Below are 14032 nucleotides of genomic sequence, written 5' to 3' on the forward strand. Positions count from 1 at the left end.
TCTCGGAGATTGCCCCAGCCGCCGCGCTGCGCTAGGGACGAAACTAGGACGCAGCACGAGTAAGACCCATGAGCCGGATTTGCCATATCGAGTTGGACGATGCCAACCTTCCGCCGCCCACGCCCGAAATCGAGCAGGAGCGTAAGGTGGCAATGTATGACCTTATTGAGGAAAACAGTTTTGCGCTGCCCATGCGCGAAGACCGGGCTGTGCCCGAGGGGCCCTATCGACTGGGGCTGGCGATCCGCGAGAAGCGGCTGGTGTTTGACATCCGCACCGACACGGACGAACCCGCAGCCGAGTTTCATCTGTCGCTGAGCCCGTTTCGGCAAGTGGTCAAGGATTACTGGGCCATCTGCGAAAGCTATTTCGACGCGGTCAAGAACATGCCCCCCAGCCAGATCGAAACGATCGACATGGCCCGGCGCGGGATTCACAACGAGGGCGCGCGGGTGTTGGCCGAACGCTTGGAGGGCAAGGCCGAGATCGACAACGACACCGCGCGGCGCCTGTTTACGCTGATCTGCGTGCTGCATTTCGGGGGCTGACGAATGCACGAACCGCTGCCGCAGTCGGTGCTGTTCTGTTGCGATCACAACGCTGTCCGCTCGCCCATGGCCGAGGGGATCATGAAAAAGTTCTATGGCTCTGAGACCTATGTGCAATCGGTCGGCGTCAAGAATGACATGGAGATCGACGGGTTCAGTATCGCTGTCTGCCGCGAGATGGGGGTGGAGCTAGAGCGGCACCGCAGCCGCAGTTTTGACCAGATGGAGCAATGGGGCGACGATCTATCGTCGTTTGACCTGATTGTGGCACTTAGCCCGGCCAGCCAGCGGCGGGCGCTGGAACTGACACGTTTTTTTCATCTCGATGTCGTTTATTGGCCGATCATGGACCCGACCGGCCTTGCACAGACGCGCGAGGCGCGGTTGGATAGCTATCGTCAGACCCGAGACCAGATCATCGGGCATTTGCAAGACCGTTGGGGACCCCCCGGGAGGATTTATGAACGAGACCGTCAAAGCCTATTTCGATGCCTTCAACAGGGGCGATGTGCCCGCGATGCTGGCCTGTCTGAGCGATGATGTGCGCCATCATGTGAACGAAGGGCAGGTGCGGACGGGCAAGGACCTGTTTCGTGACTTTTGCGACCATATGAGCCGGTGTTACCGCGAAGAGTTGACCGATATGGTGATCTTTGACGCCAAGGGCGGCACACGGGCGGCGGCGGAATTCGTGGTCAATGGCACCTATCTGGAAACCGATGCGGGCCTGCCAGAGGCACACGGCCAGACCTATATCCTGCCCGCCGGGTCGTTTTTCACGCTCAAGGATGGGCTGATCACCCGCGTCGTGACCTATTACAACCTTGCAGATTGGGTGAAACAGGTTTCGGCATGATCCGGGTCGCGCGGCTGACGGGGGCGGCGCTGAGTGAGGCGCTGCCGGATATGGCGCGCCTGCGGATCGAAGTGTTTCGCGCCTACCCCTATCTCTATGACGGCGATGCCGCCTATGAAGAGCGGTATTTGCAGGTTTACCGCGACAGTGCCGATGCCATTCTGGTGGGGGCCTATGAGGGCGACCGGCTGATTGGTGCCGCCACGGGCGCGCCGATGGAAGATCACGCAGGCGATTTCGGCGCGGCCTTTGCCGAGAGCGGCATCGCCTTGGAGCGGATCTTTTACTGCGCCGAAAGCGTGCTGCTGCCCAGCTATCGCGGGCAGGGCATTGGCCATCGGTTTTTCGATCTGCGAGAGGCGCAGGCGCGAGAGTTGGGGCGCGAATATGCGGCGTTCTGTTCGGTTGTGCGGCCCAAGGATCATCAGGCGCGTCCCGAGGGATATCAGCCGCTTGACGCTTTTTGGCGCAAACGGGGCTATGCCCCGCTGTCAGGAGCGATTGCCACATTCAACTGGCGGGAGATTGGCGCAGAAAGCGAGAGCGCGCATGATCTGCAAGTCTGGATGCGCGCGCTCTGAGCCCACCGCATCTGCGGCCATGGGATTTGCGCCACGCTTGGCGGAAAAAGCGAAAGTTTCGCTGGTCATTCCACGGATTGCTTTGCTACTCAGAACGTGCCGGGGGGCGCAGAATGGGGAACGTGACGGATGACACGGATTTTCACCATCGCCCTTGGCGTGAGCCTGAGCGCGATACTGAGCCTGACGGCCCTGACCACAAGTGCCGCGGCGCAATCCGAGGGGCGTCAACGTCTGGGCTATGGCCTGCTGTTCACCAATGACGTTCTGGGCGACACGGATGATCGTTGGCGCACCGGGTCGATCACGTCGAGCCGGGTTTGGGGGCCGACATGGCAGGGCCAAGCGCCTTCGGGCATCGGACAGCTGCTGGAATTCCGGTTTCACGGCGAGGTCATCGCACCCGAAAACCTGAGCCGCCCCGCTGCGCTGGATCGGCCCTATGTGGGCGCGCTTGGCTTTGGCCTGCATACGCATTTTCAGAAAGCACAGGTGGATTACGCGCTTGGGGCGGATCTGATCGTGACCGGGCCGCAGACGCAGCTTGATGATTTTCAAGACTTTTTGCACGGCTTTCTGGGCGGGCGCGACGTTGGCAACCGGGTTAGGCGCAATCAGATCGACGATGGGATCCGCCCTTCGGGTGTGTTTGAGGCGAGCCGTGAGTTCGAGCTTGGGTTCGCGCGGTTGCGCCCCTTTGCCGAGGCGCGGCTTGGGGTTGAGGATCTGATCCGGGCCGGGGCCGACATCACCTTTGGGGACATTGGGCGCGGCGAATTGCTGGTGCGGGATGCCGTGACCGGCCATCGTTACCGCGTGGTGAGGACCGAACAGGCGGGCACGGCGTTTCTTTTGGGCGCGGATATCGCCTATGTCGATGACAGTGATTACCTGCCCGCGCGCAGCGGTGTTACCCTGACCGAGGATCGCACCCGCGTGCGGGCGGGCATCCATTGGGAAAACCACAACGGCGCGTCGCTATTCTATGGAATGACATGGCTGAGCGAGGAATTCGACGAGCAGCGCGAAGGCCAATTTCTGGGCGCTGTGCAGTTCCGGCTTCGGTTCTGACAAAAATGCAATCAAGGGCTTTTCAGACTGATTCGCCTTTGCTACCTTAACGATAATAATAAGCGATAAAAAAAGAAACGAAGAGGCAGGCAGTCAGGGTTATGGGGACGGGCTTTCGAGGCACGTTCGTTATTTCCTGGTCGCAAACAGAACTGGATGGGATGTCGACTGCACCGGTGCAGTCGCTTTCGGTAGGACAAACATGGTCCTGGCGGGGCGATGCGGTGCGGGTCGACGGGCCAAATCAACTGTTGCGCCTGGAAGGGGCGAATGGGGAAACCGTGAACCGCAAACGTGCGGCACGGATGGTGCGGCGTCTGGTGGGCGCGGCGATGAACAACACGCGCGAATTGATCCCGGCGGAGATGGAAGAACCGCTGATGGATCTGGGCTTTGTCGTTACCGACGGCACGCGCAGTTACACGGTCACGATCATCGAAGTGGGCAGCGAGGCGGCACCGCTTTTGATGTTTCATGACGAGATTCCGCCGCGAGGGCGCGAGATGTGGATCGTGCATCACTCGCTTGAGGGGATGCGCGGGGCATCTACCGGACCGGCAAGCGGGGGGGTGATCTGTTTCACCCCCGGCACGCGGATCGAGACGCCCGAGGGCCCGCGTCTTGTCGAGGAGTTGCGCGAGGGCGACTACGTGCAGACGCGCGACAATGGGGCCGAGGAAATCCAATGGATCGGCAGTCGCCGGATGAGCGGCGCGCGGCTTTTTGCCATGCCCAAGCTACGGCCGATCCGGTTGCGGGCCGGCGCGCTTGGGATTGGGCGGCCGGATGCCGAATTGCTGGTCAGCCCCGAGCACCGGATGCTGGTGCGGGGCGATGTGGCGCGCGCGCTTTTCAACACGCCCGAGGTGCTGGTGATGGCACGGGACCTGATCAACAATGACACGGTGGCGGTCGATCTGGCATCGCGCGAGGTGACCTATATCCATCTGCTTTTACCCCGCCATCAGATCATCTGGGCCAATGGCGTGGAAACCGAGAGCTTTCATCCCGCGAGCACGGCGCTGTCGACCTTGGATGAAGGTGACCGCGCGCGGCTATTGGCGATCAATCCCAATCTCGAATATGAGCCCAACCATTATGGGGGCTATGCCCGGCGCTGTCTGAGCGGATCGGAGGCGGCGATCCTTGCGCATGAGGCGGCCTGAGGGGCGGGGGCGCTGCCCCCGGACCCCCGAGGTATTTTTGGCCAGATGAACGCGCGGGCGCAGCTTTGGCTGCGTTCCGACCTTTACCCCGGGCATGGGTGGTTTATGACGGGCAATAGCTCAAGCCTGAACCGGAGATCCCGACGTGACCCCCAAAACTGTCCCTGATGTCATCTTTCATACCCGCGTGCGCAATCCGGCGCTGGAGGGCGACAACCCGTTTGAATGGAAGGATGTGAGCACTGCCGATATTTTTGCAGGCAAGCGTGTGGTTGTCTTTGGCCTGCCCGGCGCGTTCACGCCCGCCTGTTCCGAAAGCCACCTGCCCGGCTATGAGCGGCTTTATGACGATTTTCTGGCCGCAGGGATTGACCGGGTGATCTGCACTGCGGTCAACGATGCCTTTGTCATGTTTCAATGGGGCAAGGCGCAGGGGATCGAAAAGACCATGATGCTGCCGGATGGCAATGGCGATTTCGCCGCAGGCCTCGGCATGCTTGTGGATCGCTCGCGGCAAGGGATGGGCAAGCGCAGCTGGCGCTATTCCATGCTGGTGGAGGATGGCAGCATCACCGCTCTTTTTGCCGAGCCGGGGTTGCAGGACAATCCGGCGGGCGTGCCGGTCAAGCTGTCGGATGCCGAGACATTGCTGGCGCATATCCGGCAGGCGGGGTGAGGCGGGCTTTGGACGCGCAAGACCCCTGTTGACACCCGCTGGGGCGCCTGTATAAGCGCGGCTTCATTGGTGTTGGTGGACCCTGCAAGGGGAGACCTGTCGGCTGACCGGAACGTGCCGGGACGCAGAGGACAACGCCCTTCGATTCAAGTGAAGGAGATCAGCCGTGACCAAACGCACGTCTGCCAAGTACAAAATTGACCGCCGGATGGGTGAAAACATCTGGGGCCGCCCGAAATCCCCCGTCAACAAGCGTGAATATGGCCCCGGCCAGCACGGTCAGCGCCGGAAGGCAAAGATTTCTGACTTTGGCCTGCAGCTGCGCGCCAAGCAGAAACTGAAGGGCTATTACGGCGACCTGACCGAAAAGCAGTTCCGTCGCATCTATGCCGAGGCCGAGCGTCTTAAGGGCGACACCGGCGAGAACCTGATCGGCCTTCTGGAGCGTCGTCTGGATGCCGTGGTTTACCGCGCCAAATTCGTTGTGACCATGTTTGCTGCACGCCAGTTCGTGAACCATGGCCATGTCACCGTGAATGGCCAGCGGGTCAACATCCCCTCCTACCGTGTGAAAGAGGGCGATGTGATCGAGGTTCGCGACCGTTCCAAGCAGATGACTGTTCTGCTTGAGGCCGTGCAACTGGCCGAGCGCGATGTGCCCGATTACATCGAGGCGGATCATTCCAAGATGAAGGCCACCTTTGTCCGTCAGCCCGGCCTGTCGGATGTGCCTTATCCGGTGATGATGGAACCGAACCTCGTGATCGAATTCTACGCGCAGAACTAAGCGTTCTGAAATTCAGCGAAGAGGCCGCGACGGGGAACCGCCGCGGCCTTTTTCTTTTGGTGCTGGTCAAGCCGGGGCACCAAAGCTAGAACCTCTGACGACAGACGGGGAATGACATGACCAAGATCACGCCGCAGCCGGGCATCATGGAAATCGCGCTTTACAAGAGCGGGGAGGCCGTGATCGCGGGCAAATCCGAGACGCTGAAACTCTCAGCGAATGAGAGCCCCTATGGGGCCTCGGACAAGGCCAAGGCGGCCTTTGCCCGCTCTGCCGCGACGTTGCACCGCTATCCCGGCACCGACCATGCCGACTTGCGCGCCGCGATTGCCGAGGTGCATGGGCTGGACCCCGCGCGCGTGATCTGTGGCGTGGGATCGGATGAGGTGTTGCAATTCGTGGCCCAAGCCTATGCAGGGGCGGGCGACGAGGTGATCCATACCGAGCACGGCTTTGCCATGTATCCCATTCTGGCGCATGCGGTTGGTGCCACGCCGGTCTGTGTGGCCGAGCGGGACCGTGTGGTGGATGTGGACGCGATCCTGAGCGCCTGCACGGCGCGGACGCGGATTGTCTTTATCGCCAATCCCGGCAATCCCACGGGCACGATCCTGCCCGAGGCGGAGTTGGCGCGGTTGGCAGAGGGCCTGCCCGAGAGCGCCATTCTGGTGCTGGACGGGGCCTATACCGAGTTTGCCGATGGGTATGACGGTGGTGTGGCCCTTGTTGAGGCGCGCGAAAATGTCATCATGACGCGCACCTTTTCCAAGGCCTATGGTCTGGGCGGGCTGCGGATCGGTTGGGGCTATGCGCAGGGGGCGATGATCGAAGTGCTGAACCGTATCCGGCAGCCCTTTAACCTGTCGCCCACGCAATTGGCCACCGCAGAGGCGGCGATGCGCGATCAGGAGTGGTTGACCAAAGTGGTCAGCGACACCGCGCGCAATCGCGCATGGTTGACCGAGGCGCTGCGAGAAACCGGCGTCGAGGTGGACGAGAGCCATGCCAATTTCGTATTGGCGCGGTTTGGGTCCGAAGACGAGGCGGCGGCCTGTGATGCGGCTTTGCGCGCCGATGGGATCATCGTGCGCCGGGTGGGCGGCTATGGCTTTCCCAATGGGTTGCGGATCACGGTGGGCGAGGAATCCGCCTGTCGCCGGGTGGCGCATGTCATTGGCCTGTTCAAGGGGGTTCGCTGATGGCGCATATCTATGACCGGGTGGCGCTGATCGGTCTGGGGCTGATTGCATCGTCGATGGCGCATGCGATGCGCCGCGCGGGCGTTGTGGGCGAGATCACGGGCTATGCGCGCTCATCTGACACGCGGGAAGTGGCGCGCGAGATCGGGCTGTGTGATCGCGTCTGCGAGAGCGCGGCAGAGGCGGCGACGGGTGCCGATCTGGTGGTGCTTTGCGTGCCGGTGGGCGCGATGGGGGCTGTGGCCGCTGACATCGCGGGGGCGCTCAAGCCCGGTGCCACGGTCAGCGATGTGGGATCGGTGAAGAAGGCGGTGATCGAGGCGGTAGCGCCCCATATCCCGGCTGGCGTGCATTTCGTGCCTGCGCATCCCTTGGCAGGGACCGAGCATTCGGGGCCGCGCGCGGGCTTTGCCGAGCTGTTCGACAATCGCTGGTGCCTGATTGTGCCGCAGGCTGGCAGTGACCGGGCAGCGGTGGAGCGGCTGGAGGCGTTCTGGCAGGCGCTTGGATCGAACACCGATGAGATGGACGCCGAGCATCACGATCTGGTTCTGGCTGTAACAAGCCATGCGCCGCATCTGATTGCCTATACGATGGTCGGTGTGGCCGACGATTTGCGCCGCGTGACGGACAGTGAAGTGATCAAGTATTCCGCTGCCGGGTTCCGGGATTTCACCCGGATTGCCGCGTCTGATCCGACCATGTGGCGCGATGTATTTCTCAACAACAAGGAGGCGACATTGGAAATTCTGGGCCGCTTTACCGAGGAGTTGTTTGCGCTGCAACGCGCCATTCGCATTGGCGACGGCGCGCATCTGCATGCCTATTTCACCCGCACCCGCGCCATTCGGCGGGGCATCATCGAAGCCGGGCAGGATACCGCCGCGCCGGATTTTGGCCGGGTCAAGAAGGCATGAGGCGGGCGGTTCTGGGCATGGCGATGGGGCTGAGCCTGATCGCCTCGGGTTGCGGGCGCAGCGACAATGATGAGGTCAGCCGGGGCGGCGGGCTTTGTGGTGATCCGGGGCTGATCGGGTCTGTCTCGGGGTTCAAACCTCATGAGGTGAATGGCTGTGGCATCGAGCGCGCGGTGCGGCTTGAATCTGTGCATGGCGTGCGGCTGAGCCAAGCGGCGACGCTGGATTGCCCGACGGCGCGGGCGTTGGGAAAATGGGTGGACCGGAGCGCCAAGCCGGCGGTCGGGCGCATGGGCGGCGGTTTGACGGGGCTACAGGTGCCCGCGCATTACGTCTGCCGCACGCGCAATAGCCAGCCCGGCGCACGCATTTCCGAACATGGGCGCGGCAAGGCCATCGACGTATCGGCGTTGCTGCTGAAGGATGGCACGGAAATTTCGGTGTTGCGGGATTGGAATAGCGGACATAAGGGCCGCATTCTCAAGCGCGTGCATGGCGAGGCCTGCGGAACATTCGGCACGGTGCTGGGGCCGAATTCGGACCGGCACCATCTGGACCATCTGCATTTCGACACGGCCAAACATGGCAACGGGCCCTATTGCCGGTAACGGTCAGGTAGGGATTACGCGTGCGGTGCGGCGGCGCAACAAGAGCGCATCCTTGATCCGGCCTTTGAGACCCCGCGGCGGCAATATCTCGCGATCCTGTTCGAACACTGCGCCATTGAGCGTGGGGTCATACCAGAGCGCAAGCGCGGCCCCCCAGCGCGCCGCCTGCGCCGGGTCAAGACCATGGGGCACGCCCATGCGGGTGGCGAGCATGCCGGGCATCCAGTCAGTCAGGACAATCCCCGGAAAGCGGTCGGCAAGATCCGCCACAAGCGCCCGCGTCAGGATGCGCCCTGCCCCTTTGGACACCGCATAGGCCGAGGAGGCGGGCAAAGGCCACAGATCGGCAAAGGTCGAGACGTTGAGGATGCGGCCAAAGCCGGTCTCGACCATGCTGTCCAAGGCAAGCCGGGTAGAGGCGACGGTGCCGCCTAGATTGATCGCAATGGTTTGCGCGAAACTCTCGGGTGTTTCATCCAGAAAATCACGGCGCGGATAGATGGCGGCGTTGTTGATCAGCAATGTCACCGGCGCGATTTGGGTGATCTGGGCAAAGGCCGCGCGCAGCGCCTGCGGGTCTGCGACATCGGCGATGAGGGGCGTGATCCGACCGCTTGGGTCCATCGCGGCGGTCTCGGCAATCCCCTCGGGCGCGCGGCCAAGGGCCACGACGCGCTGACCGCGTGCCGCGAGTTCGAGCGCCAGAGCGCGCCCTAGCCCGCCGCCTGCGCCGGTGACAACCGCCATGCCATCCGAGAGCCTCATATCTCTGCCTTTCTGCGCTGCGCGATCCCCTCGGCCACGCGCAGCGCATTGGCGGCGATGGTCAGGCTTGGGTTGACCCCCATAGACGAGGGCATGAAGGACGCATCCACGACATAGAGATTGTCCACCCCATGCGCGCGGCACTCGGGGTCAAGAACGCTGGTCGCGGGATCGGTGCCGTAGCGCAGCGTGCCGCAGGGATGGCCAAAGTTCAACTCTGGCGTATGGGTGAGAAAGAGCCGCCGATGCCCGCGCAGCCCCGCGCGCAGGGCGCGACGAAAGGCGCGGCGGCGGCTGAGCAATTCGGGGTGAAGCGTATAGCTGATGTCGATGGCATCGGGGGCCCTGTGGTCATAGGTGACGCGGTTCTCGGGGTATCCCAGATCCTCCATCAGCCCGACAAAGACCTGCGCCCGCCCCAGGATGCGCGCCGCGAGCGCCGCAGGCAGGCGGGTGAGGTGGCGCAAGGGACGGATGTGGCGTAGCACGGAGCGGTCGAACATGCCGTTCAAAGTATGCACAATCTCGCCATAGCCCGCCGCGATGCCCATGGCCTGCACCGTGCCAAAGCGCTGCCCGTCGCGGTGATAGAAGTCGCGGAGCGAGATCGTTTTGGTCGGGCCGGATTGGGGCGTGCCGCGCGGCGGCCAGAGGGCAAAAATCTCGTTGAGGTGGAACATGAGGTTGCGGCCCACGAGGCCCGAGCCATTGGCGCAGCCGTCGGGCCAGTGCTCGGAGGCGGAGGCCAGAAGCAAGCGGGGCGAGCCAAGCGCACCTGCGGCCAACACGATCCGGGGCGCGGTGAGCGTGAAGGTTTCGCCGTCGCGTGTAACCTCGATATGGGTGACGGTGTGGGCCGTGCCGCAGAGGCGGCGCACGGTGCAACGATCGAGGAGGGCCGCGTTGCCAGTGGCAAGGGCCGGTTCCACCCCGGCAGAGCGGCCATCCATCTTGCAGGGTTTGGGGCATTTGACACCCAGACACTCATGGCAATCGGCCAGATGGCGGATCGCGGAATGGAGGCGATAGGGATGCAGCCCCTCCGATTGCAGGCTGTGCATGAGCGCCGCATCCGTGGCAGAGAGGGGCGGCGGGCGGTGCAGGGGCGTGACCGGTTCCGGCGAGAGCGGATCGGGATCGCCGCAGATATGCAGCAGGGTTTCAGCCTCGGCATACCAATCGCGCATCGCGTCAAAGCCGCCGGGCCAACCGCCGGTGGGGTGCGGGCGGGTCTCTGTCGCCTCAAGATCATGGCGCTCGGGGCGTTCCAGCGTGGCGGCGTAGAAGACCGAGGACCCGCCCACCCCGGCCCCGATGGGACCGAAGAATTCCGATGCGCGGCCATTGATCTGTGCGCGGATAGGCCCCGGCCAATAGCCCCGCAATTGGCGGGCGGTGGGATCGAAGATTTCGGGATTGAGCCCCTGACGCTCGGATCGGTGGCCTTGGGGCCCCTTTTCGACGAAAAGCACCTTGAGGCCGCGTTCGGCCAGCCTGCGCCCGATCAGGCCGCCGCCCATGCCGGTGCCGATAACGATCACGTCCCATTTGCCCTCTTGGATCGCGGCGGTCATTGCGGGGCCTCGAAAACGGGGGCGAACAGATCGCTGAGCGCGATGGCGGCGCGGTTGGTGAGGTGGTTGTTGTCGAAATAGAACGCTTGGCCCGCCTGCATCACGCCGCAGGTGCGGGCATCGCAGAGGCGCTGCCACGGGTCAATGAGGGTGATCGCGCCAGACTGCGCCAAGGCCATCAGCGGGGCCTCGGCATGGGCGGCGCGCGCAAGGGCCGTGGCGCGGGGCACGGTGAGGCGGGTTGTGTCTTCGGGGCTCATGCGGCCATGCACGAGCGCGCGGGCCACGGCGCGGGAATCGTACTCTGGCACCTCGGGCGGTTGGCGCAGGATGTGGATTTGGGGAAACTGCGGGGCGAGTTCAGCAAGGGTCCGGGTGAGGGCGGCATTGAAAAGCGTGTGTTGCGGGCCTTGGGGCAAGAGGCTGCCCGGTTCGGGCGTGAGGGTGATGCGGTTGTGGGCGTCCAGCCCGACGCCCTGCCCTTCGGCGTAATAGGACCAGCGGCCTATCAGAAGCAGGGTGTGCAGGCTCTCAATTTGGGTCAAGCCGCTGCGGATGGTCTGATTGGCGCGGGTGCAGGCGGCATCCTGCGCCGGGGTAGCGGCGGTTTCCGTCTTGGCCACGTCAAAGAGCGGCGGGCAGCCCGCGTGCCACAGGATCAGCGCGGGGCGGTTGGCGGCGAAGGCGGCGGCCTCTAGCCCCTCTTTCATGGCGCGCAGGTGGCTATCGCCCCAGATCAGCACTTGCGGTGGCCCATCAGGGCCGATGGGGCAGGTTTCCACGCCCGCGAGCGGGCCGGTGGCGGGGATGGTGCAGCGTGACCAGTCCTGATTGAAATTACCAGAGGCGGCGATATGCGTGCGCAATTCGGGGGCAAAGCGGGTGGGCAGGCCATCACCGCGCCAAAGGAGCAGGCCCACCGCCAAGAGAGCCAGCGACGCGAGCGCCGTGCCCGATACAAGCGCGCGGGTGCCACCCTGTGTCTGACGCACTGGGCGTTCAACATAGCGCCACGAGAGGATGGCAAGGGCAAAGGCGAGCGAAAGCCAAAGAGCCGCTTCGATCGGGCCGGAATAGCCATCGCGCCAATAGGACGAGAGAACGAAAACCGGCCAATGCCAGAGATAGAGCGAATAGGAGATGAGGCCGATGAAAACCGGCGCAGGGTGCATCAGCGCGCGGTTGACGGGGTTGGTATCGCGGCCATTCCCGAGGATGAGCAGCGTGCCTGCCACGGGCAAGAGCGCTTGCCAGCCGGGAAAGCCCTCGGCCCGGATCAGGGTAATGCTGGCGAGGATCAGCGCCAGACCAGCCCAGGAAAGCGCGGGGTGAAGGGCGAAACGCCAGCCTCGTTCTTGGCCCGCGATGGCCAGCAAGACGCCCGCCAGCAATTCCCACGCGCGGAAGGGAAAGAGGTAAAACGCCGCCGTGGGCGAGCGCGGCGTGAGCCAGAGGCAAGCGGCGAGCGAGAGCGCGGCGAGGACCGCAAGGATCATCGGCAGGGCGGGCCGCCAGCGGGCGAGGGCCAAAAGAAGGAAGGGTAGAACGATGTAGAACTGTTCTTCAACCGCCAGCGACCATGTGTGCAAGAGCGACTTTTCCTCGGACGCGCCGTCGAAATAGCCCGCTTCGCGGTAGAAATGGATGTTGGAGAGATAGACGGTGGCGGCGATGAGGGACTTGCCGAATTCACGGTATTCGAACGGCAAAAGAATGAGCCAGCCCATCACCAATGTGGCCGCCGCCATGGCGAAATAGGCAGGGGCCAAGCGGCGCAGGCGGCGCAGGTAAAAGCGGGCAAGGCGGATGCGGCCCGTTTCGCGCAGGTCCGACCAGAGGATGCCACCGATCAGAAAGCCAGAGATGACAAAGAAGATATCGACCCCGACAAAGCCGCCGGGGATGCCCGGCATCCCGAAGTGATAGAGCACCACCGACAGCACCGCGATGGCGCGCAGCCCGTCGATTTCTGGGCGATAGGCGGCGGCGCTCATGCGGCAAAGACCTTGGGCAGTGGGGCTTTGGCCAGCAGGGCATCATAGACGGCGCGAACTTGGCCGGCCTTGGCGGCCCAAGTAGCCTGTTCCAGCACCCAAGCGCGGCCCGCCTGCCCCATGGCGGCGAGGGCGGCGCGGTCTTGGGAGAGGTTTTGCAGGGCCGCGGCAAAGCCTGCGATGATCTCGGCCCGGCTGCCCAAGGGCACCTTGACCCCGCGCGATGCGGTGACCAATTCGCCGGGGCCTGCGTAATCGACGATCAGGGGCGGCACGGCCAGGGCCATCGCCTCGAGCACCACGCCGCCGCCGAATTCGCGGATCGAGGGAAAGGCGAAGAGATGACAGGTGGCCAGCACGTCCTGGACATGGGCATGTTCGAGCCAGCCGTGAAAGGTGATGTGAGCGGCCACGCCCAAGGCGTCGGCCTGCGCGCGCAAGGCGGGCATCATGGGCCCGTCACCCACCAGATCGAGATGCAGGCGCCCCGCGCGCAGCAGGGGGGCTGCAGCCTCGATCAGCATATCGGGACCTTTGTAGGGCACCAGCCGCCCAACGAAAGCCGCGCGCAGGGGACCATCGGGTGCCGGTGTGGCGATGCGGGAAAAGCGGGCCGGGTCGATGGCGTTTTCCGGCAGATAGACGGTTTTGGCACGGGCAAAGCCGGGCAATTCGCCCATCGTGTGACGAGAGCCTGCGAGGATCGCAGCGCTATGGCGCAGGGTCGCGGTGCGGCCCGGCAGCGCCTTGTAGGCGCTGCGCAGATAGCTGAGGTATTCACGTTCACGCCGCCGCTCGGCATCAAAGCCTGCAGGCCATGGCACGCCGCCATTGAGCGGCCCAAGGACGAAGGGCACGCCCGCGCGGGCGCATTTGGCAGAAAGGGACGAGGAAATCGTCGGGCTGAGGGGGGTGATGCGGTGGACGATGTCATAGCGCCCGGCGCGGATCGCCTCGCCGAACTGTCGCCAGACCAGATGCTCGAACCATGGATAGCTGAGGGCGTTGATCAGTTGCAGCGTGGTCCAGCCCTTGCCCTGCCCCATGCGCAACCGCTCGCCCAAGGCCCAGAGCGGGCGCGCGAGCGCTTCGGAGTCGATGGAGGTGAAATCCACGCCTTCGGTCAGCCCCGCGCGCAAAAACGCATCACGGTTGCGGATTTGGGTGACGATATGCACCTCGGCCACCTCGCGCAGGGCGGTGGCCAGTGACCAGCCGACCAGCGGCACGCTGACCCATTCGGGATTGGCGGCCTCGGCGATGGCCAGCACGCGGGGGCGGGTCATGGGG

14 protein-coding genes and 1 pseudogene are annotated in these 14032 nt (G+C 63.9%); 11 read left to right on the forward strand and 4 right to left on the reverse strand.

Translation table 11 applies throughout. The features are described from left to right. Positions 1–68 precede the first annotated feature (68 nt). The 11 genes and pseudogenes from ROSMUCSMR3_RS06170 to ROSMUCSMR3_RS06220 all read left to right on the forward strand — a co-directional run bounded on the left by ROSMUCSMR3_RS06170 (position 69) and on the right by ROSMUCSMR3_RS06220 (position 8409). Entirely contained in the window at positions 69–548 is a 480-nt protein-coding gene (locus ROSMUCSMR3_RS06170) for a UPF0262 family protein (protein ID WP_008280750.1), read from the forward strand. Positions 549–551: 3 nt separating this feature from the next. After that, positions 552–998 (forward strand): annotated as a pseudogene (locus ROSMUCSMR3_RS06175) (low molecular weight phosphatase family protein); the annotation flags it as partial. A 10-nt stretch (positions 999–1008) separates the two neighbouring features. Next, the gene (locus tag ROSMUCSMR3_RS06180) at positions 1009–1404 is read left to right on the forward strand and encodes a ketosteroid isomerase-related protein (RefSeq protein ID WP_008280752.1); all 396 of its coding nucleotides are present in this window, start codon (positions 1009–1011) and stop codon (positions 1402–1404) included. Further along, positions 1401–1985, forward strand: coding sequence for a GNAT family N-acetyltransferase (locus tag ROSMUCSMR3_RS06185; RefSeq protein ID WP_081506773.1), 585 nt, complete (start codon positions 1401–1403; stop codon positions 1983–1985). The genes ROSMUCSMR3_RS06180 and ROSMUCSMR3_RS06185 overlap by 4 nt, the downstream gene beginning before the upstream one ends. 129 nt (positions 1986–2114) lie before the next feature. Further along, the gene (locus tag ROSMUCSMR3_RS06190; RefSeq protein ID WP_008280754.1) at positions 2115–3056 is read left to right on the forward strand and encodes a lipid A-modifier LpxR family protein; all 942 of its coding nucleotides are present in this window, start codon (positions 2115–2117) and stop codon (positions 3054–3056) included. A gap of 101 nt (positions 3057–3157) precedes the next feature. Beyond that, positions 3158–4222, forward strand: coding sequence for a Hint domain-containing protein (locus ROSMUCSMR3_RS06195; RefSeq protein ID WP_198385582.1), 1065 nt, complete (start codon positions 3158–3160; stop codon positions 4220–4222). 145 nt (positions 4223–4367) lie between these two features. Beyond that, positions 4368–4898, forward strand: coding sequence for a peroxiredoxin (locus ROSMUCSMR3_RS06200; protein ID WP_081506774.1), 531 nt, complete (start codon positions 4368–4370; stop codon positions 4896–4898). A gap of 166 nt (positions 4899–5064) precedes the next feature. Next, the gene (gene rpsD, locus ROSMUCSMR3_RS06205) at positions 5065–5685 is read left to right on the forward strand and encodes a 30S ribosomal protein S4 (protein ID WP_008280757.1); all 621 of its coding nucleotides are present in this window, start codon (positions 5065–5067) and stop codon (positions 5683–5685) included. Between the two features lie 116 nt (positions 5686–5801). Beyond that, the gene (hisC, locus tag ROSMUCSMR3_RS06210) at positions 5802–6884 is read left to right on the forward strand and encodes a histidinol-phosphate transaminase (protein WP_081506775.1); all 1083 of its coding nucleotides are present in this window, start codon (positions 5802–5804) and stop codon (positions 6882–6884) included. After that, the gene (locus ROSMUCSMR3_RS06215) at positions 6884–7801 is read left to right on the forward strand and encodes a prephenate/arogenate dehydrogenase family protein (protein ID WP_198385583.1); all 918 of its coding nucleotides are present in this window, start codon (positions 6884–6886) and stop codon (positions 7799–7801) included. Before hisC ends, ROSMUCSMR3_RS06215 begins: the two co-directional genes overlap by 1 nt. Beyond that, entirely contained in the window at positions 7798–8409 is a 612-nt protein-coding gene (locus ROSMUCSMR3_RS06220) for an extensin family protein (protein ID WP_008280760.1), read from the forward strand. The genes ROSMUCSMR3_RS06215 and ROSMUCSMR3_RS06220 overlap by 4 nt, the downstream gene beginning before the upstream one ends. A 3-nt stretch (positions 8410–8412) precedes the next feature. Here ROSMUCSMR3_RS06220 and ROSMUCSMR3_RS06225 read toward each other — a convergent pair whose 3' ends face one another. The 4 genes from ROSMUCSMR3_RS06225 to ROSMUCSMR3_RS06240 are packed head-to-tail and all read right to left on the reverse strand — an operon-like array spanning position 8413 to position 14028. Further along, complete coding sequence (locus ROSMUCSMR3_RS06225; protein ID WP_081506777.1) at positions 8413–9174, reverse strand: SDR family oxidoreductase; 762 nt, start codon at positions 9172–9174, stop codon at positions 8413–8415. Beyond that, positions 9171–10748 carry a GMC oxidoreductase gene (locus ROSMUCSMR3_RS06230; protein ID WP_081506778.1) on the reverse strand — a complete coding sequence of 526 codons (1578 nt, stop codon included), beginning with the start codon at positions 10746–10748 and terminating at the stop codon, positions 9171–9173. Before ROSMUCSMR3_RS06230 ends, ROSMUCSMR3_RS06225 begins: the two co-directional genes overlap by 4 nt. Then, the gene (locus ROSMUCSMR3_RS06235; RefSeq protein ID WP_081506779.1) at positions 10745–12742 is read right to left on the reverse strand and encodes an acyltransferase family protein; all 1998 of its coding nucleotides are present in this window, start codon (positions 12740–12742) and stop codon (positions 10745–10747) included. Before ROSMUCSMR3_RS06235 ends, ROSMUCSMR3_RS06230 begins: the two co-directional genes overlap by 4 nt. Next, on the reverse strand, positions 12739–14028 hold the full coding sequence (locus tag ROSMUCSMR3_RS06240; RefSeq protein ID WP_081506780.1) for a glycosyltransferase family 4 protein: 1290 nt from the start codon (positions 14026–14028) through the stop codon (positions 12739–12741). The genes ROSMUCSMR3_RS06235 and ROSMUCSMR3_RS06240 overlap by 4 nt, the downstream gene beginning before the upstream one ends. Positions 14029–14032 lie beyond the last annotated feature (4 nt).

Source organism: Roseovarius mucosus, from assembly GCF_002080415.1.
Classification (GTDB): Bacteria; Pseudomonadota; Alphaproteobacteria; order Rhodobacterales; family Rhodobacteraceae; genus Roseovarius; species Roseovarius mucosus_A.

Coding starts and splice junctions, on each gene's coding strand:
- ROSMUCSMR3_RS06195 (WP_198385582.1), top strand. CDS start 3,158: ATGGGGACGGGCTTTCGAGGCACGTTCGTTATTTCCTGGTCGCAAACA.
- ROSMUCSMR3_RS06235 (WP_081506779.1), bottom strand. CDS start 12,742: ATGAGCGCCGCCGCCTATCGCCCAGAAATCGACGGGCTGCGCGCCATC.
- ROSMUCSMR3_RS06230 (WP_081506778.1), bottom strand. CDS start 10,748: ATGACCGCCGCGATCCAAGAGGGCAAATGGGACGTGATCGTTATCGGC.
- ROSMUCSMR3_RS06170 (WP_008280750.1), top strand. CDS start 69: ATGAGCCGGATTTGCCATATCGAGTTGGACGATGCCAACCTTCCGCCG.
- hisC (WP_081506775.1), top strand. CDS start 5,802: ATGACCAAGATCACGCCGCAGCCGGGCATCATGGAAATCGCGCTTTAC.
- ROSMUCSMR3_RS06220 (WP_008280760.1), top strand. CDS start 7,798: ATGAGGCGGGCGGTTCTGGGCATGGCGATGGGGCTGAGCCTGATCGCC.
- ROSMUCSMR3_RS06180 (WP_008280752.1), top strand. CDS start 1,009: ATGAACGAGACCGTCAAAGCCTATTTCGATGCCTTCAACAGGGGCGAT.
- ROSMUCSMR3_RS06190 (WP_008280754.1), top strand. CDS start 2,115: ATGACACGGATTTTCACCATCGCCCTTGGCGTGAGCCTGAGCGCGATA.
- ROSMUCSMR3_RS06240 (WP_081506780.1), bottom strand. CDS start 14,028: ATGACCCGCCCCCGCGTGCTGGCCATCGCCGAGGCCGCCAATCCCGAA.
- ROSMUCSMR3_RS06185 (WP_081506773.1), top strand. CDS start 1,401: ATGATCCGGGTCGCGCGGCTGACGGGGGCGGCGCTGAGTGAGGCGCTG.
- ROSMUCSMR3_RS06225 (WP_081506777.1), bottom strand. CDS start 9,174: ATGAGGCTCTCGGATGGCATGGCGGTTGTCACCGGCGCAGGCGGCGGG.
- ROSMUCSMR3_RS06215 (WP_198385583.1), top strand. CDS start 6,884: ATGGCGCATATCTATGACCGGGTGGCGCTGATCGGTCTGGGGCTGATT.